This is a genomic window from Bacillus sp. CPT56D-587-MTF, from assembly GCF_058792335.1.
Genome location: NZ_JBYTEF010000001.1, coordinates 4,003,062 through 4,021,391 on the forward strand (window position 1 = coordinate 4,003,062; position 18,330 = coordinate 4,021,391).

An 18,330-nucleotide genomic window follows, 5' to 3' on the forward strand; every position below is an offset into this window, starting at 1 on the left:
GTTTGAGATAGTGGTCTTACTGCCTGGCAAATAGCGGGATAAAAAAAAGATTCTCCCGATAGGAGAATCTTTTTTTTCAGGCTGTGGAGAAAGTCTTCTCCACAGCCTGTTTTTGTGTCTGAACCTCTTTTTATGTGTCAACACTGATAAAAAAGAGGAAAAGGAGAGATTTTTTATGATGGGTGCTTTAAAAAATCATCGTGATGAGCGTGTATCTGTTTCTGTAGAAGAGTTGGTTCCACAAGATCATTTCCTTCGTGCAATTGAAGCGACAATTAGTTTTGATTTTATTGAAGAGAAGTTACGCCCTTATTACTGTGAAAACAATGGACGCCCGTCCATTCATCCTATTGTTTTATTTAAGATGATGTTTATTGGATATTTTTACGGTATTCGTTCTGAGCGTCAATTGGAAAAGGAAATTAAAACGAATATTGCCTACCGTTGGTTTTTAGGGTTTTCTCTATCGGATACTATTCCGGATCACTCTACAATCAGTTGGAATCGTCGTACTCGTTTTATTCATACAAATATTTTCGAAGAAATTTTTGATGAGATTGTGAGACAAGCGACGGAGCACCGGATGGTAGGAGGACGTGCACTGATGACAGATTCTACACATATTAAGGCCAATGCCAATAAAAATAAATTTGTACATAAATATAAAAAAGAAAAAGCAAAGTTTTATATAGACGAGCTAGAAGCTGCGGTAATCGAAGATCGTGAGGTACATGGAAAAAAGAATTAAAACCTAGAAAGGAAAGTGATACCCCTACCAAAAAAACTCGTATAAGTACAACGGATCCAGATAGTGGATTTTTAATGAGAGATGGAAAACCAAATGGTTTTCATTTCTTGGATCATCGTACGACTGATGCGAAGTACAATATTATTACAGATACCTATGTAACGGCTGGAAATATGGCAGATTCCGAGCCGTATTTAGCACGCCTCCAAGCTCAGATTGATAAATTCGACTTCAAAGTAGAAGCTGTTGCCCTTGATGCTGGCTATTTTACAGGATATATCTGTAAGAAACTATCAGAACGGAATATATTTATGGTGATGGGGTATCGCCGATTTGGAAAACGGAATAAAGAAGTACCGAAAAGCCAATTTAAATATGTAGAAGAAATGAATGTTTCGCTTGTCCGATGGGATGTATTCTAGAATATGTAACAACTGATCGTGAAGGATACCGTCAATACAAATCGAATCCAGAAGACTGCGCTGTTTGTCCGTTACGTGAGGTGTGCTTTTCAAAGAAACAAAAACAAAAAGTTATCACTCATCATGTGTGGGAGAAATATAAGGATATTGCTAGAAAAAACAAGCTAACAGCTACAGGGAAAAGGTTGTATAAAGTACGCTGTTCCACTATAGAGCGAAGCTTTGCAGACGCCAAAGAACTACATGGCTACCGCTATGCCCGGTTTCGAGGGCTGAAGTCTGTCCAAATGCAAGCTTATCTCACCGCAGCTTGTCAAAACATGAAAAAAATAGCCCTCCACCTGACCAAAAAGGGTCAGGTGGAGGGCTATTTTTTAAAATTCTATTATTTTATGTTGTTTTTATTCGCTAAAATCAAAAAAGATTCCAGAGTGTTGGGAACCCTAAAGGGTTTCCCAACACTCTGAAAAAAAAGATTCTCCCGATAGGAGAATCTTTTTTTTATTTTACAGAGACAATCTCTACTTGCATTTCTCCGCCTGGTGTTTGGATTGTTACTTTCTCACCAATTTGCTTACCTAATAAGCTTTTTGCGATTGGAGAATCGTTAGAAATTCTTCCTTCAAATGGGTCAGCTTCCGCGCTACCTACGATTGTGTACGCTTCTTCATCTCCATTTGGTAATTCTTTAAATGTTACTGTTTTACCTAATGTAACAACAGTAGATACTTCGCCAGTATCTTTAATGATAACTGCGTTACGAATCATATTTTCTAATTGTGTAATACGTCCTTCTACGAACGCTTGCTCATCTTTCGCTGCATCGTACTCAGAGTTCTCAGAAAGGTCCCCGAAGCTACGTGCGATTTTAATACGTTCTACTACTTCTTTACGTCTTACTGTTTTTAATTGCTCAAGTTCGTTCTCTAGTTTTTGCTTACCCTCTTGCGTCATAGGGTATGTTTTTTCTGTTGACATATTTTCCACTCCTTTTATATACCAATCCCCCGAAAAAAAGAGGAGTTCCATATGAAAACTCCTCCGCTTCCATTGTTAGCGGAGGTTTCTAGTACCCTTGCACTAGCGGAGTTGTCACATACAACCCCGTATTTCCAATTCTTCTTTATATAAAGAAGATATGTATGGAAAGTTGATATAAATATGCCCTCACCTATATATAGATGAGGTTGCATGTTTCATTGTATTCGATAGGAAGGGAAAAAATCCCTTCCTACCGTATATCTTTTACTATGCTATTACAAATTTACTTTTTGTTCAAGAATTGTTGCAATTTTTGTCACCATAATATCAATTGCAACGTGGTTTTGTCCACCTTCAGGGATAATAATATCCGCAAATTTCTTAGAAGGCTCAATAAATTGATTGTGCATTGGACGTACAACATTTACGTACTGATCAATAACTGAATCCATCGTACGACCGCGCTCTTTAATATCACGCTGCATGCGACGCAGAATACGAAGGTCAGCATCCGTATCAACGAATAATTTAATGTCCATTAACTCGCAAAGACGTGGGTCTTCTAAAATAAGAATTCCTTCTAAAATAATTACATCTTTCGGCTCAACTGGAATAATTTCTTCTGAACGCGTATGCAATGTATAGTCATATACAGGCTTATCAATTTGCTCATATGCAAGCAACTGCTGCAAATGTTCAATTAACAGATCATTATCAAACGCAAGCGGATGATCATAATTTGTTTTTAAACGCTCTTCCATTGGTAAATGGCTTTGATCTTTGTAATAATAATCTTGCTCTAAGATTAAAATAGAATGACCTTTAAAATGGTCAAAAATCGCTTTCGTTACACTCGTTTTACCTGATCCCGAACCACCAGCAATTCCAATTACAACAGGCTTATTCGTCCCCATTCGACTATCACTCTTTCTTATTGAAGTATGCTTTTGCGCATCATATTATTCACATACACTCGTTGATCCACTTTGAATTTCACGATTTGCAACGGATGTCTCGCTGCATCTAATTCGTTTCCATCCTCATCCCAAATTTTCTCCACCGTTTGCGTAAAGTTTTCTATTTCTGGTCCAAAGAACTCCACTTCATGTCCTGGTTTGAAATGATTACGTTGCTCAATCGTTACGATGCCCGTTTCTTCATTATAATCTAACACTAAACCAGCAAAATCATACGTTGTTTTCTTACTATGATTTCCAAACATTTGCTCTTGATGTCCTGGAACCCCTTCAAAGAATGCAGGAGCTGTATCACGATTTGCACATTTATCAAGCTCATCTAACCATTCTTGTTTAAACTCAAAGTTATCTGGATCCGCACAATAAGCATCAATTACTTTACGATATACAGTTGCTACAGTCGCTACGTAATGGATTGATTTCATACGTCCTTCTACCTTTAAGCTATCGATTCCGATTTCAATCATTTTCGGAATTGATAAAATTAAATTTAAATCTTTTGGACTCATCGCAAAGTGAGCATCTCCTTCTTGGAATAGAGGAAGCTCTTTTGCATCTTTATGTTGTGATACTGTTTGAACTAAATCATAATCCCAGCGGCAAGATTGGCAACAACCACCACGATTAGAATCACGCGCTGTCATATGGTTACTTAATGTGCATCTTCCTGAATATGCGATACACATTGCACCATGTACGAATGCTTCAATTTCAATATCCACTTTTTCTTTAATTTCTTTCATTTCTTCATAGCTTGCTTCACGAGCTAATACAAGACGATGTAAACCTTCTTCTTTCCAATACTGTGCTGCTTTCCAGTTGGATAGTGATTGCTGTGTGCTTAAATGCACCTCAACAGAAGGCGCTACGCGTTTACAAGTCTCAATGATAAGCGGATCAGCAACGATAATTCCCGTTACGCCAGCTTTTTCAATCCCTTTTAAATATTCCTCTAGCCCGTCCATATTTTCATTATGTGCAAAGATATTTGTTGTTACGTATATTTTTGCTCCATACTTCTTTGCAAACTCAACGCCTTCTGCCATTTCTTCTAGCGTAAAGTTACCTGCATTCGAACGAAGACCAAATTCTTGTCCACCTAAATATACAGCATCTGCCCCGTAATGGATAGCTACTTTTAATTTTTCTAAGTTACCCGCAGGGATTAACAGTTCAGGTTTCTTCACAATAACACGTTTGCCATCGATCACTCGTGAAATTTCTTGTACAGTCATTTCCTACACCCTCCTCGTTTAGTAAACCGTTTCTTTAAAGAAGAATCCTGTATCTAACGGACGATTTACTGGTTGCATTTCTTCTATTTCTTTATATAGATCATCTTTCACGTCATAATATGCATCACGATCTTCTACGCATAAATCAATCGCTTGACGATATTTCTTCGTTACTTCAATAATGTATTCAGAGCTTTTTAGTACACCGTCGATTTTTAAGCTATCAACTTCAGCTTCGATTAGTTCCTCTAATTCATCGATGAAACAAATATCGTTCGGACTCATAATGTGAGTACCATTTTCATCTTCATAAATTGGATATTTATTGTTACGCTCTGGGTCATATAAGAACATATTCTCTTCATATTTTTTCTTTTCAATGTCAAGATTACGTCCTTGATACTCAAAGTAGTTTCCTACTAATGAACGCTTCGATTGGAACATACAAGTCATACCGTGAATTTGTACTTCTAGTTCCACTTCAGCATTTTCTTTTAAATCAACAATTTCATCTAAGCTCAGCTCACGAGCTAATACAGCGCGCTTCGCTCCTCTTTGTCCCCAGTAGTTACAAGTGAACCAGTTTGTTGCTGTCGTTTCTGTATTCCAGTGCAACTGCATATTTGGTGCTACTTCGCGAACAGCCATTAATACCGCTGGATCTCCGAAAACAATTGCATCTACATTTACTTCGTTTAAAAATGAAACGTAATCTGTTAATTCTTCTACTTTATCGTTGTGGAACATAGCGTTCATGGCTACGTATACTTTCACACCATTTTCATGTGCAATCTTCACAGTTTGTTTTACATCTTCACGTGAAAACTCCCCTGCTAAACGTAAACCAAACTTTTGCTCACCGATCATTACCGCATCTGCTCCTGCTTTCGCAAGAGGTTCGATATCCGCCACCGCTCTTGGCGTTACTAACAATTCAGGTTTCTTCATACCTTGGTCACCCTCTCTTTTTACTAACAGCTACTCCATCACCAATTGGGAAAATCGTTGTATCATATCCTTCATGATTCATAAGCCACTCATTGTACGTCTTAATACGACGGATTAAACCACGTGTACGTCTGTTTTCAATTTTCTCTTTTGTCGTTACAAGACCGTGGTACATAACATTATCTGAAATAATTACTCCACCAGGATTTAATAACGGTTCATATAAGTCAAAAAAGCGACGATACTGTCCTTTTGCTGCATCAATAAAAATAACGTCAAATGTCCCGTGTTCTTTTACTTGTTCACCTGTCTCTAACGCATCACCGTAAATAACTGAAATACGATCTGTTACTGGGGAACGTTCTATATATTCAAGTGCTTTTTCATATCTCTCACGATTGCGCTCAACTGTCACAATACGTGAATTTGGAATAGCTTGCATCATACGAATACTAGAATAACCGATTGCTGTTCCAAGTTCTAAAATGCTTTTCGGTCCAATTAAACGTAAAAATTGCAGCATAAATTCCATTCCAAGTCGATCCATAATCGGCACATGATTTTCTGTTGCATATTCTTCCATTTCAAGAATTAATTTATCTTTCGGATCAATAAATGATAATAGGTACTCGTTAACTGCATCCTCCATAAATGGTCCTCCTTATTTACATGGAGAAGTGCCTCTATGACGTCTTTTCACACATAGAATGCAATAAAAATACAAGCCAGCTTTACCCTTAGCTTGTACGTCCCGTTTTGATATTAAAAACGATTCTTCTGCCAGTTTTTAACCCGATATATTTTACCACAAAAAAGAGGGATGTGCGACTTTTTTCGCTATCCCTCCCCATTTCACTGTTTTTTCGTAATGTATTTTTGCTTTAATGCATTATGCTCTTCTAATGTTTTCGCATAATACACTTCACCACTTGGTGCAGCTAAGAAATAATAATAATCTGTTTGCGCAGGTTCTAACGCAGCTTCCACTGAATGTTTACCAGAGTTTGCGATCGGCCCTACCGGCAATCCTTTTACAACATACGTATTATACGGTGAGTTGACCTTTAAATCTTCGTATAATACACGTTGTTTATGCTTTCCAAGTGCATATAATACCGTTGGATCCGTTTGAAGTGGCATACCTTTTGTTAAACGATTATAAAAGACACTAGAGATCTTTTGACGATCTGTAAAACCAGTTGCCTCTTCTTCAATAAGTGAAGATAATGTTAAAAGCTGATGAACATCCCAATTCTTCGCTTTCATTTTCGCCTCATTTTGAACAATGATTGCATTTGTTTTCTCAAGCATTGGAATTACAATTTCTTCTAACGTCGTATCTTTCTTATAAAACGAATACGTTGCAGGATATAAATAACCTTCTAATGGGTATTTAATATTACTATCAAAGATTTTATCCGTTAATAACTTCGGATACTTTTGCTGCATTTTTTGAATAAATGCTTTATCGTTTAATTGACGCGTAACATCATCTTTATTCCACTTTAGTTCTGTCGCAATCGTTTCTGCAATTTCAGTTACTTGCGCCCCTTCTTTAATCGTCACTTTATAAAGAGCTGGACGATGCACGTTGCCAGATGACATTTGTTCGATCACATCTTCAGCATTCATTGAAGGATTTAATAAATATGTACCTGCTTGTAAACTTTTCGATTTAGCCTTTGTATAAAAACTAAAAACTGTACCGTTTTTTACAGCGCCTTTTTCTTCTAAAATTTCTCCAATTTTACTTGTAGATGATCCTTTCGGAATTTCTACTTCAATCTCTTTTTTATTCCCGCTATCAACTGGTCCTAATGCAGATGAAATATACGCATAGACTGAACCACAAACTAAAAGCAATGCAATAATCGAAAATAAAAAGATGCGTCTACGCTTCTTTTTCACTTGATTCTCTATCAAAACATTTCCTCCTTACTTAATTGTAGACCGTATGTACACCTTTCTATACAGCACGATGTAAAAACGCAACAAATTCACTTATCTTTTTTAATTGATACTTTATTTTTCTACAATCCGTCTCATTATACTACAAAGACTTACACAGTTTCGACAAAAAATCTTTCATTTTACATATAAATACAAAAAAAGATGGACTGTATGTCGTCCATCTTTTCAGTACTTATTATTCAGCTTCTTGCTCATCAGCAATAGTGTTAAACGTTTCTTGTACCATTTCCCACTCTTCTTCTGATTCGATTGGAAGTAAAACTCCGCCCTCTTCTTCATTTTGCTCATAAGCCATTGCATCATAAATTGGGTCTCCATCTTCATCTACTTCACCGATTGGAGAGAAGATTACGTATGATTTTTTACCAAATTTGTCAGCATCAAAAGTGAAAATAATTTCACATAAATGTTCGTTACCTTTTTCGTCTACAATTGTAATTTGACGTTCTTCCATTTTGGTCACCTCTTATTTTCTATCTAAAAATCCTTGTAAGATTACGACTGCAGCCATCTTATCGATTACTTGTTTTCGCTTCTTACGACTTACATCAGCTGAAATGAGTAGACGTTCCGCTGCCATCGTTGACAAACGCTCGTCCCACATTACAACGTCTAATTGTAACAGCTCTCGTAGGTTTTCTGCAAATTGTTGGCACGCTTCACCACGTGGGCCAATTGTACCATTCATATTTTTAGGTAAACCTACTACTATTTTGTCCACATTGTACTGCTTTACTAACTCAGAAATACGATCAAAACCAAAGTGACCTCGTTCTTCGTTAATCTTAATTGTTTCTAATCCTTGTGCTGTCCAGCCCATCTCGTCGCTAATTGCAACTCCGACTGTTTTTGTACCTACATCTAAACCTAATATCCGCATAAACTACTCCTCACGATGATGTTTCAAGTAAGACTTCACAAGCTCTTCAATTAACTCATCACGTTCAAGCTTGCGAATGATGCTACGTGCATCTTTATGGCGAGGTATGTATGCTGGGTCTCCACTTAATAAATAACCGACGATTTGGTTAATCGGATTATAGCCTTTTTCTTGAAGTGCATCATACACAGTTAAAAGTACATCATTTACATGGACACTCTGTTTTTCATCTTGAATGCTAAACTTCATTGTTTTATCAAAACCGTCCATTTCAAGCACCTCACTTATATAGTAAGTATAGGGAGAAGAACTTCTCCTCTCCCTACCATTGTACACTACTATCTCTTTATTTTGAAACAGATTTAACGTACTCTTGTACAAATGCTAAAGCTTCTTCGACTTGAGCTGGGTTTTTACCGCCTGCTTGTGCCATATCAGGACGGCCACCACCGCCACCGCCGCAACGAGAAGCTACTTCTTTCACAAGTTTACCAGCATGGTAACCTTGGCTAATTAAGTCTTTCGTTACACCTGCTAGGATGTTTACTTTATCGTCATTAACAGACGCTAATACAACAACTGCTGATTCTAATTTATTTTTCAGATCATCCATCATCGTACGTAAGTTGTTCATATCTGCAACATTTACTTTCGCTGCTAATACATTCACACCATCAACTGTCATTACAGAATCAGTTAAGTTTCCAGCTTCGATATTGCTTAATTTCGCAGCAAGAGATTCATTTTCTTTTTGCAGTTGTTTCACTTCAGCAAATAGACCATCAACTCTTGTTAAAATATCTTTCGGATTTGTTTTCATTTTTCCTGCTGCTTCTTTTAATAAACCTACTTGATCGTTCATTAATTCGTATGCAGACTTACCAGTTACTGCTTCAATACGACGAGTTCCTGCACCAATACCAGACTCAGCAACGATTTTGAAAATACCGATAGAAGCTGTATTATCAACGTGACAACCACCACAAAGCTCTAAGCTGTAATCGCCAACTTGTACAACGCGTACAACATCTCCGTATTTTTCACCGAATAATGCCATTGCGCCCATTTCTTTCGCTTCTTCGATTGCTTTTTGAGAAATCTCAACATCAATACTTTCCCAAATTTTTTCGTTTACCATACGCTCAATTTTTTCTAATTCGTCAGCTTGTACTTGACCGAAATGAGAGAAGTCAAAACGTAGACGTTCAGAAGTTACAAGAGAACCTGCTTGGTTAACGTGTGTTCCAAGTACGTCTTTTAATGCTTGGTGTAGTAAGTGAGTTGCTGTATGATTTTTTACAACGCTACTACGGTTTTTCGTATCGATAATAGCTTTTACAGCCGCATCTTTCGTTAATGTACCTTCTTCAACAACAACTTTATGCAAGTTTTGGCCGTTTGGTGCTTTTTGTACGTCTTTTACAAGAACTTTCACACCATCTGCAAGAAGGTAACCACGGTCTGCAATTTGTCCACCACTCTCAGCATAGAATGGTGTTACATCAAGAATTAACTGTCCTTCTTCACCAGCTTGTAAGCTGTCTGTGTATTCGCCGTTTTTCACAAGTGCAACAACGTTACTTTCTGTTGCAACTGTACCGTAACCAACGAATTCGCTCGCTACTTTAATTTCTCCAAGGACACCACCTTGAACTTGCATGGAATCAACGTCTTGACGAGCAGCACGTGCACGCTCACGTTGTTTTTCCATTTCATTTTCAAAACCTTCATGATCAACTGTCATGCCAGCTTCTTCTGCATATTCTTCTGTTAATTCAATTGGGAAACCGTATGTGTCATATAGACGGAACGCATCTACTCCAGAAATAACAGTTGTTTTTTCTTCTTTTGCTTTTGCAATTACTTCAGCTAAAATCGCTTCACCATCATGAAGTGTTTCATGGAAACGCTCTTCTTCGTTCTTCACAACTTTCGCAATGAAATCTTTCTTTTCAAGTACTTCTGGATAGAAGTCTTTCATTACTTCTCCAACAACCGGTACTAATTCAAACATAAATGGACGGTTGATGTTTAATTTCTTCGAATAACGAACAGCGCGGCGTAATAAACGACGTAATACATAACCACGGCCTTCGTTAGATGGAAGAGCACCGTCACCAACAGCGAATGTTACTGTACGGATATGGTCAGCAATTACTTTGAATGCCATATCTTTTTCTAAATCGCCATTACGATATTTTTCACCAGAAATTGTTTCTGTTGCACCAATCATCGGCATGAATAGGTCTGTATCAAAGTTCGTAGGTACATCTTGAACGATAGATGTCATACGCTCTAGACCCATCCCTGTATCAATGTTTTTCTTAGGAAGTGGTGTATATGAACCGTCTGGATTATGGTTAAATTGAGAGAATACAAGGTTCCATACTTCTAAGTAACGCTCGTTTTCTCCGCCTGGATATAATTCTGGGTCACTAAAGTCATTACCGTAAGCTTCTCCGCGGTCATAGAAAATCTCTGTATTCGGTCCACTTGGCCCTTCACCGATATCCCAGAAGTTTTCTTCTAAGCGGATAATACGCTCTTTTGGAACGCCCATTTTCTCATTCCAAATTGTGAATGCTTCTTCATCTTCTGGATGGATTGTAACTGATAGTAATTCTTTATCGAATCCGATCCATTTGTCGCTCGTTAAGAATTCCCAAGCCCATGTAATTGCTTCTTCTTTGAAGTAATCACCAATTGAGAAGTTTCCTAACATTTCAAAGAATGTATGGTGACGAGCTGTTTTCCCTACGTTTTCAATATCGTTTGTACGAATTGATTTTTGAGCATTTGTAATACGTGGATTTTGTGGGATTACACGTCCATCAAAATATTTTTTTAATGTAGCTACACCACTATTAATCCATAGAAGAGATGGATCTTCATGTGGAACTAGTGATGCACTAGGTTCTACTGCATGTCCTTTTTCTTGGAAAAAGTCTAAAAACATTTGACGAATTTGTGCGCCTGTTAGTTGTTTCATTGTATTTTCCTCCTTAAATATAAAAAACTCCCGTCCCTATAAAAGGGACGAGAGTTAACTCGCGATACCACCCTAATTATGAATTGATTACAATAACAATCAATTCATCACCTCATGGTGCCGTAACGTGGCAAGACGGCAGTGATTAGCTGCTCTCAGGATTAGCTTTCTGTTACCCTTCATTTAAAGCTTCTTTCAGCCATATGGAAGCTTCTCTCTATAAATGGACTGTAACGTACTTGTTCCGTCATTGATTTAATGTATTATATGACTAAATATAATAGAATTCTCTTAAGTTTGTCAATGTAGATAATCATTTATATTGTATTAATTGCTTATTTATCATAGGTATTCTACTATTCATTCTTAACAGCCTTTTCATATATTATGCGTTTATTAACAAATCGGAATCTCCTTATAAGAATGATTTATAAAAATTTCTAAATATTACTTTTTTTGCTATAATTAAATTATTGTTAATAAAATAAAGGAGCGATTACAATGACAACCTTACTTAGCAAAGCTAAAAACATATTAGCGACTGACGAAACGATATTATTTTACGCAGCATGTTCATTAGACATATTTATTTATCGTTCCGTCGCAAGGCCAGGATTGCTAATTTTAACGAACAAAAGACTATTCTTTTATGGGCCAGATGTAAGTAAGAATCCAATATTTGAAGAGTACTCTTTCGCAAAAATTTCTAATCTAAAAGAACAAAAGCGTCTTTTCAACAATCAAATTATATTTATGTATGATAACGAATGGAAAAAAATAAAACATATTCAAACAAATGATGTGAGCTCCCTCATTCAAAAAATACACGAGCAACTTTCTAAATAAATATATGATTAGCCCTCTATTTCTTACATAGAGGGCTTCTATACTTACACATCTTCTTTTTTCAAGAGCGGTCTCACATGAACAATGACAGTGCGAATAACTGCTAAAATCGGAACCGATATTAGCAATCCTACAATCCCAGCTACCTCTCCCCCAACTAGTAAGGCAAGCATAATAATAACGGGATGCATACGAAGTGACTTACCAACGATGTAAGGCGATAAAATGTTACTCTCCACAAATTGCAAAATCGCAATCGTGATCCCCGCCTTAATAAGTAAACTCGTTGATACTGTTGCTGCAATCATTAACGTCGGGATCGCTCCTAAAATAGGACCGAAGTATGGGATTATATCCGTTACCCCAATAATAATGCCAAGCAATAATGGATATTTCATACCGATAAACCAAAAAGAAAGAGCTGATACTCCCCCTAATACTAAACAAACAAATAACTGTCCTCGAATATAGCTTCCAAGTGACTTATCAATTTCTTTCGCAAGCATTTGCCCCGTACCTCGCCATTTACTTGGGACTAGTTTCCAAAAGATATGATAAAACTCACCATAATCTTTTAATATGTAAAATACAATAAACGGTATTAAGAAAATAATGAGCAATGAATCGAGTACACCACGAGCTGTACTCATCACTTTATTTAAAAGCGCTTGAATCTTCGTTTCCACACCCACAAAAAGTTGCTTCACCTTTTCATGAATGAACGAAGGGAAATTCGCTGTTTGTTCTGTAACGCCATCCATCCACGAATCGTACATCTTTGTAAACTGGGGAAATTGTTCATTAATCTCTTGTAACTGTTTAATAACAACTGGTGTTCCTTTATAAATCCCATAACCAATTCCGCCAAAGAAAAGGATATAAATGAGCAAAATGGCAAGTGTACGGGGCATCCCTTCCTTATGAATTTTTTCAATTAAAGGGTGCAATAAATACGCAATAAAACACGCGATAAGAAACGGCGTGATTGCTACTTTAAATACAAAAATAATCGGTGCCCATAGCGGCTTAATTTTTAAAAAGACGAGCAGACAAAGAAAAACAAGTAACAATAATCCTAAACGATATATCCAAATGATTTTAAGATTCTTCACATGAAAAACCTCCTCCACCTTTATTTTGAAAATAAATGGGGTAGGTTATGTGCGAAACTTTTAAAATCTTTTCATACGGACCATACTGTTTTTTAAAGACGTACATATAAATAACATAACAAGGACAACCACCCCTGAGAATACAGCATGAATTAATATAATCAGGAGGGCTAATTATGGTTTTGTTTATGCTTGGATTATCAGCACTTTTTATGATTCTTGAATGGATTTGTATCGGGTTCGGTATTTGGAAGGGGTTCTTTATTCATTCCTCACGTAAAGAAAAAGCGAAGCAATTATGGCAGTATGGAATACTTGGCGTTGGCTGCTACGGTCTATCTTATCTTTTCTCAGAGATCGGACTTTTTTATTTGCATATGGGTGCATAAAAAAACTCCCTTGTCTACAAGGGAGTTTTTCAATTTATCGAAATGATTATAAGTAAGACTTAATCATCTTACGTGCTTTTTTCATATTGCGTTTTGAAAATACATCTTGTTTACGAGCATATTGATATGCTGCAGCTCCAACACCTAATGCGATTAATGAATTGCGTAGATTCAAAGTAAATCCCCCTTTTCGTTATCCGATCGTTCTTTCATTCTCATCAAATAAATCATCAAGAGAGCTTAATGAACCGTCTTCCTCAACTTGATGTGTATGGATTTTCCCCTTTGAAACCGATAATTCGATATAACAATTCCAGCAATAAAATTGGTTGACACCTATTTTTCCAATGTCTTTCCCTTTGCAATTTGGACAAATGAACATATGGCTTTCATCTCCTTACAGTCTCCCAGATTCTATTCGCCATTATGTCCAAACTGCATTCATTTATACATTACTGGAGCCTTTCAACGCTATGCGTTTGAAAGTTTCACTATATAATTTCACCTTGTTACATGAAATCATACGGTGAAATGTTTTCCACGTCCATTTCCTCGCCATTAACTGTGACCATCTGTACTTCTCCTTGTGATTCTTGCAAGCGACTAGCTAAAGTTGTTTGACGCATTGCATCATCAAGGCGATTTACACCAGATTGGAAAGCTGCTTCCTCCCCGCAAATAATAAGGAACTTCTTACTTCTTGTAATACCCGTGTAAATTAAATTACGACGTAACATACGGTTGTAACTTTTCACGATTGGCATAATAACAATCGGAAATTCACTACCTTGTGATTTATGAATGGAACAACAATATGCATGCGTAATTTGATTTAAATCGGGCTTCGTATACGTTACCTCAATTCCATCAAATGAAACGATAATCATATCTTGTTGCTCAACGTTTTCTTTTGCATAAAACACCGAAACAATTTCCCCAATATCACCATTAAACACTTGGCTCTCCGGCTGATTCACGAGTTGCAGTACTTTATCACCTCTTCGGTACACAACATCACCGTAAGCAATTTCTTTACTCTTTTCCCTCTTCGGATTAAATACTTGTTGCAGCGCTTCGTTTAATACATTAATACCAGCAGGCCCGCGGTACATCGGTGCTAATACTTGAACATCCCTTGCACTAAAGCCTTTTGTTTTAGCATTTTCGCAAACTTTTTTCACAACCTCAACAATTTGAGCCCCTGTACAGCTGATAAACGAACGATCTTTTTTGTTTTGCGCTAAATCTGGTGGTAGAGTTCCATTTTTTATCGCATGGGCAAGTTGAATCACTGATGAGCCTTCCGCTTGACGATAAATTTCAGTAAGCTTCACTGTCGGAACTGCGCCTGCATTTAATAAATCTTTTAATACTTGTCCAGGTCCTACAGATGGCAACTGATCTTCATCACCTACAACGATAACTTGAATATTCGTCGGCAACGACTTAAATAGCTGATTTGCAAGCCAAATATCAACCATTGAAAATTCATCGATAATAAGGAGCTTACCTTGGACAGGATCCGTTTCATTACGCTGGAAAGATCCTTCTGGCGTCCAACCAAGTAAACGGTGAATTGTGCAAGCTGGAAGTCCTGTCGATTCACTCATCCGCTTCGCTGCTCTTCCTGTTGGAGCTGTTAATAGTATTGGAAATGGATTATCATCACTGTATTCATTCGGATTTAACGATAATCCGTGAAGTGACGCATACATTTCAACAATCCCTTTAATAACTGTTGTTTTCCCTGTTCCTGGTCCACCTGTCAATAACATCATCGGTTTATGAAGTGCCGTTTGAATTGCTTCTTGCTGAAACGGTGCATATTGTACGTTCAGTTGTTCTTCAATTTCACCTAACGTTTTTAACACTTCCGCTTCTGGAAATGAAGGTGTTTCTTCTTGATTCATAAGCCTGCGAATAGACTTTACAACACCTTTTTCAGAGTAGAATAACGTCGCTAAATACACTCGTTCTTCTTCTATGATGACTTTCCCTTCACTTTGCATCGTTTCAATACAACCTATAATATCTTCCTCAGTCACTCTTCCTTCTTGATTGTTTAAAAGTGACATCGTTTCTCTTACAAGTTGATCTTTCCTCATATAAACATGACCAAGTTGTAATGAGACATTCTCTAATGTGTAAAAACATCCCGCTCGTACACGGTCGTCATGATTACCCGATATCCCTAACGCACGCCCTATATCATCCGCTCTTCCAAAACCAATCCCGTCCACTTCTTCAATAAGTTGATACGGATTATTACGAATCACTTCTAATGTCATCTCTTTATATTGCTGGTAAATCTTAATAGAAAGTTTCGTTCCAAAACCGTAGCCATTTAAAAAGCTCATTACTTTCTCTAATCCTTGATGTTCAACAATTGTCTCATATATTTCCTGAGCCTTTTGTTTATTAACAACACCATTTAACGCCTCAGGGTCATCCATAATTTTAGAAATAGCATGTTCTCCGAGATGGTCCACAATTTTTTCAGCTGTACGTTTTCCTATCCCTTTAAATAAATCACTCGCTAAATATTGCACCATACCTGCTTTTGTTTGCGGCAATTCTTTTTTAAATGTTTCAACCATATATTGTTTTCCATACTTTGGATGGTCCTTAAAATGACCTGTCAATGTAAACACTTCATCTTCATGCATGCGGGGAAAATGACCGTTTATCATTACTTTCTTTTCGTCATACGTTTCATTCGTTTCAATGACTTTCATACTGACAACGGAATAGAGGTTTTCTTCGTTGTGGAAAATGGTATGAAGAACTTGCGCTTTTATAAACTTTTTCTCTTCCTCAAACAAATCCATTGCATGTTGATTTCCCATCTTTCCTCTCCTTTCCGATATTTTCACTTTAATGAGCAGTACATCCCCCACCTTTTTAGATGAGGGATAACTACCCATTAAACTATATTTTTATCTTATTCAGCTTCTTGCTCTAATAAACGAACGCCATTACCCGCTAAAAAGTGATCTGGCTGAATTTCAGTTGCTTTCTTAAATAAAGCGAGAGCCTTCTCATTATTTTCCTCAAATACGTACGCAACACCTAAATTGTAATGCGCATCTGCATGCTCTTCATCCATTTCTAATACCTTTTCAAAATAAGATTTCGCCTCTTGAACATGTTCTAATCGCGCGAAGCAAAGTCCGCACTGGAATACAGCTTCTACATCGTTTTCATCTAATTCTGTTGCTCTTTGTAAGAATGGTAGTGCAAGACGATCATTTCCAAGCTGTACATGTGTGATACCTAACATAAATGTTACATCAGCTGATTGTAATCCAGCTTGCATTGCTTGTTCAAATACAGCTTTCGCCTCAGTAAATTGCTCTTGGCCATAATATACATTTCCTAAACCATAATAGGCAGCTGCAGATTTATCATCTAACTCTAGTGCGCGTTTATAAAATAAAATCGCTCGCTCGCTATCACCTAATACGTCTAATAAATTTGCAAAATTAATGTATCCAAGCGCATCTTTCGGATTTTCTTCGATTGCTTCTGTAAAATTTTTAGCTGCTTCTTCCCAGTTTCCTTCTTGCATATATTGAATACCTGTTTCAAGTTTGTTTGACATGTCCTTCACCTCTACAACAAATTATAACAAAGAATGTATTTTCCAAGCGAACGAAAATTCGCTTTATGTAAAAGAAACCTCTAACCGCTAATCGGCAGAGGCTTCTCGTTTATCCTAAATAATCCAATTTCTTACCACTACGGTATACTTCATCAATTGTAGCACCGCCTAAGCACTCATCTCCATCATAGAAAACGACTGCTTGTCCTGGTGTAATTGCACGAATTGGCTCATCACAAAGAATACGAACTGTATTTTCATCAACGATTTGAACCGTTACTTTATTGTCTTCTTGACGATAACGGAATTTCGCCGTGCACTTAAATTCTGTTTCTTTTTCTTTGTTACTTACCCATCCTACATTCGTAGCAATAACTTCATCACCATATAGAAGTTCGTTATGGAATCCTTGATCAACATATAAAATGTTTTCTTTTAGATTTTTCCCAACAGCAAACCATGGATCACCATTACCACCAATTCCAAGGCCATGACGTTGTCCAATTGTATAATACATTAAACCGTCATGCTTCCCTTTCACTTCACCAGATAATGTTTGCATTACACCTGGTTGTGCCGGTAAGTAGTTACTTAAAAAATCTTTAAAGTTACGCTCACCAATGAAGCAAATACCTGTACTATCTTTTTTCGCCGCTGTCGCTAAGCCAGCTTCTTTCGCCATTTCACGAATTTGCGGTTTCTTTAATTCACCTAACGGGAACATTGTTTTTGATAATTGCTCTTGGCTTAATTGATTTAAGAAATATGTTTGATCTTTATTGTCATCAACGCCGCGAAGCATTTTATATTCGCCGTCCATATAAGCAACGCGTGCATAATGGCCTGTTGCCACATAATCCGCACCAAGCGCAATTGCATGCTCTAAAAATGCTTTAAATTTAATTTCTTTATTACACATTACATCTGGGTTTGGTGTACGACCAGCTCGATACTCATCTAAGAAGTACGTAAATACTTTATCCCAGTATTGTTTTTCAAAGTTTACTGCATAATACGGAATACCAATTTGGTTACACACTTCAATTACATCATTGTAATCTTCTGTTGCTGTGCAGACACCATTCTCATCTGTATCATCCCAGTTTTTCATAAAAATTCCGATTACATCATAACCTTGCTCTTTTAATAAAAGTGCTGCTACAGATGAATCGACGCCACCGGACATTCCGATGACAACGCGTGTTTCGTGAGGTAGTTTGTTCATCATGTC

Annotated in this window: 18 protein-coding genes, 1 pseudogene and 1 other annotated feature; of the genes and pseudogenes, 3 read left to right on the forward strand and 16 right to left on the reverse strand. The window is 37.1% G+C overall.

The features are described from left to right. Positions 1-175 precede the first annotated feature (175 nt). A pseudogene (locus AC3WVZ_RS20625) lies at positions 176-1,544 on the forward strand (IS1182-like element ISBth7 family transposase); the annotation flags it as partial. Positions 1,545-1,671: 127 nt separating this feature from the next. Here AC3WVZ_RS20625 and greA read toward each other — a convergent pair. The 10 genes from greA to alaS all read right to left on the reverse strand — a co-directional run bounded on the left by greA (position 1,672) and on the right by alaS (position 11,151). Beyond that, positions 1,672-2,148, reverse strand: coding sequence for a transcription elongation factor GreA (gene greA, locus AC3WVZ_RS20630; RefSeq protein WP_000102591.1), 477 nt, complete (start codon positions 2,146-2,148; stop codon positions 1,672-1,674). Between the two features lie 278 nt (positions 2,149-2,426). Beyond that, complete coding sequence (udk, locus tag AC3WVZ_RS20635) at positions 2,427-3,065, reverse strand: uridine kinase (protein WP_000537078.1); 639 nt, start codon at positions 3,063-3,065, stop codon at positions 2,427-2,429. Positions 3,066-3,082: 17 nt separating this feature from the next. Continuing rightward, positions 3,083-4,363, reverse strand: coding sequence for a peptidase U32 family protein (locus AC3WVZ_RS20640; RefSeq protein ID WP_000217974.1), 1,281 nt, complete (start codon positions 4,361-4,363; stop codon positions 3,083-3,085). 18 nt (positions 4,364-4,381) lie between these two features. Beyond that, positions 4,382-5,311 carry a peptidase U32 family protein gene (locus AC3WVZ_RS20645; protein ID WP_000742801.1) on the reverse strand — a complete coding sequence of 310 codons (930 nt, stop codon included), beginning with the start codon at positions 5,309-5,311 and terminating at the stop codon, positions 4,382-4,384. A gap of 7 nt (positions 5,312-5,318) precedes the next feature. Continuing rightward, positions 5,319-5,960 carry an O-methyltransferase gene (locus AC3WVZ_RS20650; protein WP_000389102.1) on the reverse strand — a complete coding sequence of 214 codons (642 nt, stop codon included), beginning with the start codon at positions 5,958-5,960 and terminating at the stop codon, positions 5,319-5,321. Between the two features lie 203 nt (positions 5,961-6,163). Next, positions 6,164-7,234, reverse strand: a complete 1,071-nt coding sequence (gene mltG, locus AC3WVZ_RS20655; RefSeq protein ID WP_000572139.1) for an endolytic transglycosylase MltG — start codon at positions 7,232-7,234, stop codon at positions 6,164-6,166. Between the two features lie 223 nt (positions 7,235-7,457). Beyond that, positions 7,458-7,736, reverse strand: a complete 279-nt coding sequence (locus tag AC3WVZ_RS20660) for a DUF1292 domain-containing protein (protein ID WP_000392730.1) — start codon at positions 7,734-7,736, stop codon at positions 7,458-7,460. Positions 7,737-7,748: 12 nt separating this feature from the next. Continuing rightward, complete coding sequence (gene ruvX, locus AC3WVZ_RS20665; protein ID WP_001221192.1) at positions 7,749-8,162, reverse strand: Holliday junction resolvase RuvX; 414 nt, start codon at positions 8,160-8,162, stop codon at positions 7,749-7,751. 3 nt (positions 8,163-8,165) lie between these two features. Beyond that, positions 8,166-8,432 carry an IreB family regulatory phosphoprotein gene (locus AC3WVZ_RS20670; RefSeq protein ID WP_000348590.1) on the reverse strand — a complete coding sequence of 89 codons (267 nt, stop codon included), beginning with the start codon at positions 8,430-8,432 and terminating at the stop codon, positions 8,166-8,168. Between the two features lie 76 nt (positions 8,433-8,508). After that, positions 8,509-11,151 (reverse strand): alanine--tRNA ligase, encoded by a 2,643-nt coding sequence (gene alaS / locus AC3WVZ_RS20675; RefSeq protein WP_000811825.1) that lies wholly within the window; start codon positions 11,149-11,151, stop codon positions 8,509-8,511. 40 nt (positions 11,152-11,191) lie between these two features. Beyond that, positions 11,192-11,411 (reverse strand) — a binding site (T-box leader). 241 nt (positions 11,412-11,652) lie between these two features. On the opposite strand from alaS, the gene AC3WVZ_RS20680 reads away from it, so the two are divergent. Next, positions 11,653-11,997 (forward strand): PH domain-containing protein, encoded by a 345-nt coding sequence (locus AC3WVZ_RS20680; protein WP_000209577.1) that lies wholly within the window; start codon positions 11,653-11,655, stop codon positions 11,995-11,997. 44 nt (positions 11,998-12,041) lie between these two features. Here the strand turns inward: AC3WVZ_RS20680 and AC3WVZ_RS20685 are convergent, their stop codons facing one another. Then, positions 12,042-13,109 carry an AI-2E family transporter gene (locus AC3WVZ_RS20685; RefSeq protein ID WP_000793128.1) on the reverse strand — a complete coding sequence of 356 codons (1,068 nt, stop codon included), beginning with the start codon at positions 13,107-13,109 and terminating at the stop codon, positions 12,042-12,044. 176 nt (positions 13,110-13,285) lie between these two features. Between AC3WVZ_RS20685 and AC3WVZ_RS20690 the strand changes: the two genes are divergently transcribed. After that, positions 13,286-13,498 (forward strand): hypothetical protein, encoded by a 213-nt coding sequence (locus AC3WVZ_RS20690; protein WP_000242535.1) that lies wholly within the window; start codon positions 13,286-13,288, stop codon positions 13,496-13,498. Positions 13,499-13,544: 46 nt separating this feature from the next. Here AC3WVZ_RS20690 and AC3WVZ_RS20695 read toward each other — a convergent pair whose 3' ends face one another. The 5 genes from AC3WVZ_RS20695 to mnmA form a co-directional block, all read right to left on the reverse strand. Then, on the reverse strand, positions 13,545-13,673 hold the full coding sequence (locus tag AC3WVZ_RS20695; protein WP_001053553.1) for a YrzQ family protein: 129 nt from the start codon (positions 13,671-13,673) through the stop codon (positions 13,545-13,547). Between the two features lie 18 nt (positions 13,674-13,691). Beyond that, a complete protein-coding gene (locus tag AC3WVZ_RS20700; RefSeq protein ID WP_000469281.1) occupies positions 13,692-13,880 on the reverse strand; it encodes a YrzR-like zinc ribbon domain in 189 nt (62 codons plus the stop codon). Between the two features lie 127 nt (positions 13,881-14,007). Next, entirely contained in the window at positions 14,008-16,344 is a 2,337-nt protein-coding gene (recD2, locus tag AC3WVZ_RS20705; RefSeq protein WP_000528082.1) for an SF1B family DNA helicase RecD2, read from the reverse strand. A gap of 95 nt (positions 16,345-16,439) precedes the next feature. Next, complete coding sequence (locus AC3WVZ_RS20710) at positions 16,440-17,099, reverse strand: tetratricopeptide repeat protein (protein WP_233935331.1); 660 nt, start codon at positions 17,097-17,099, stop codon at positions 16,440-16,442. Between the two features lie 109 nt (positions 17,100-17,208). Further along, a complete protein-coding gene (gene mnmA / locus AC3WVZ_RS20715; RefSeq protein WP_001038010.1) occupies positions 17,209-18,324 on the reverse strand; it encodes a tRNA 2-thiouridine(34) synthase MnmA in 1,116 nt (371 codons plus the stop codon). Positions 18,325-18,330 lie beyond the last annotated feature (6 nt).

What these genes read in the sequence shown, in the direction of transcription:
- greA (WP_000102591.1), bottom strand. Translation starts at nt 2,148, where the DNA reads ATGTCAACAGAAAAAACATACCCTATGACGCAAGAGGGTAAGCAAAAA.
- udk (WP_000537078.1), bottom strand. Translation starts at nt 3,065, where the DNA reads ATGGGGACGAATAAGCCTGTTGTAATTGGAATTGCTGGTGGTTCGGGA.
- AC3WVZ_RS20640 (WP_000217974.1), bottom strand. Translation starts at nt 4,363, where the DNA reads ATGACTGTACAAGAAATTTCACGAGTGATCGATGGCAAACGTGTTATT.
- AC3WVZ_RS20645 (WP_000742801.1), bottom strand. Translation starts at nt 5,311, where the DNA reads ATGAAGAAACCTGAATTGTTAGTAACGCCAAGAGCGGTGGCGGATATC.
- AC3WVZ_RS20650 (WP_000389102.1), bottom strand. Translation starts at nt 5,960, where the DNA reads ATGGAGGATGCAGTTAACGAGTACCTATTATCATTTATTGATCCGAAA.
- AC3WVZ_RS20660 (WP_000392730.1), bottom strand. Translation starts at nt 7,736, where the DNA reads ATGGAAGAACGTCAAATTACAATTGTAGACGAAAAAGGTAACGAACAT.
- ruvX (WP_001221192.1), bottom strand. Translation starts at nt 8,162, where the DNA reads ATGCGGATATTAGGTTTAGATGTAGGTACAAAAACAGTCGGAGTTGCA.
- AC3WVZ_RS20670 (WP_000348590.1), bottom strand. Translation starts at nt 8,432, where the DNA reads ATGGACGGTTTTGATAAAACAATGAAGTTTAGCATTCAAGATGAAAAA.
- alaS (WP_000811825.1), bottom strand. Translation starts at nt 11,151, where the DNA reads ATGAAACAACTAACAGGCGCACAAATTCGTCAAATGTTTTTAGACTTT.
- AC3WVZ_RS20680 (WP_000209577.1), top strand. Translation starts at nt 11,653, where the DNA reads ATGACAACCTTACTTAGCAAAGCTAAAAACATATTAGCGACTGACGAA.
- AC3WVZ_RS20690 (WP_000242535.1), top strand. Translation starts at nt 13,286, where the DNA reads ATGGTTTTGTTTATGCTTGGATTATCAGCACTTTTTATGATTCTTGAA.
- AC3WVZ_RS20700 (WP_000469281.1), bottom strand. Translation starts at nt 13,880, where the DNA reads ATGTTCATTTGTCCAAATTGCAAAGGGAAAGACATTGGAAAAATAGGT.
- recD2 (WP_000528082.1), bottom strand. Translation starts at nt 16,344, where the DNA reads ATGGGAAATCAACATGCAATGGATTTGTTTGAGGAAGAGAAAAAGTTT.
- AC3WVZ_RS20710 (WP_233935331.1), bottom strand. Translation starts at nt 17,099, where the DNA reads ATGTCAAACAAACTTGAAACAGGTATTCAATATATGCAAGAAGGAAAC.
- mnmA (WP_001038010.1), bottom strand. Translation starts at nt 18,324, where the DNA reads ATGAACAAACTACCTCACGAAACACGCGTTGTCATCGGAATGTCCGGT.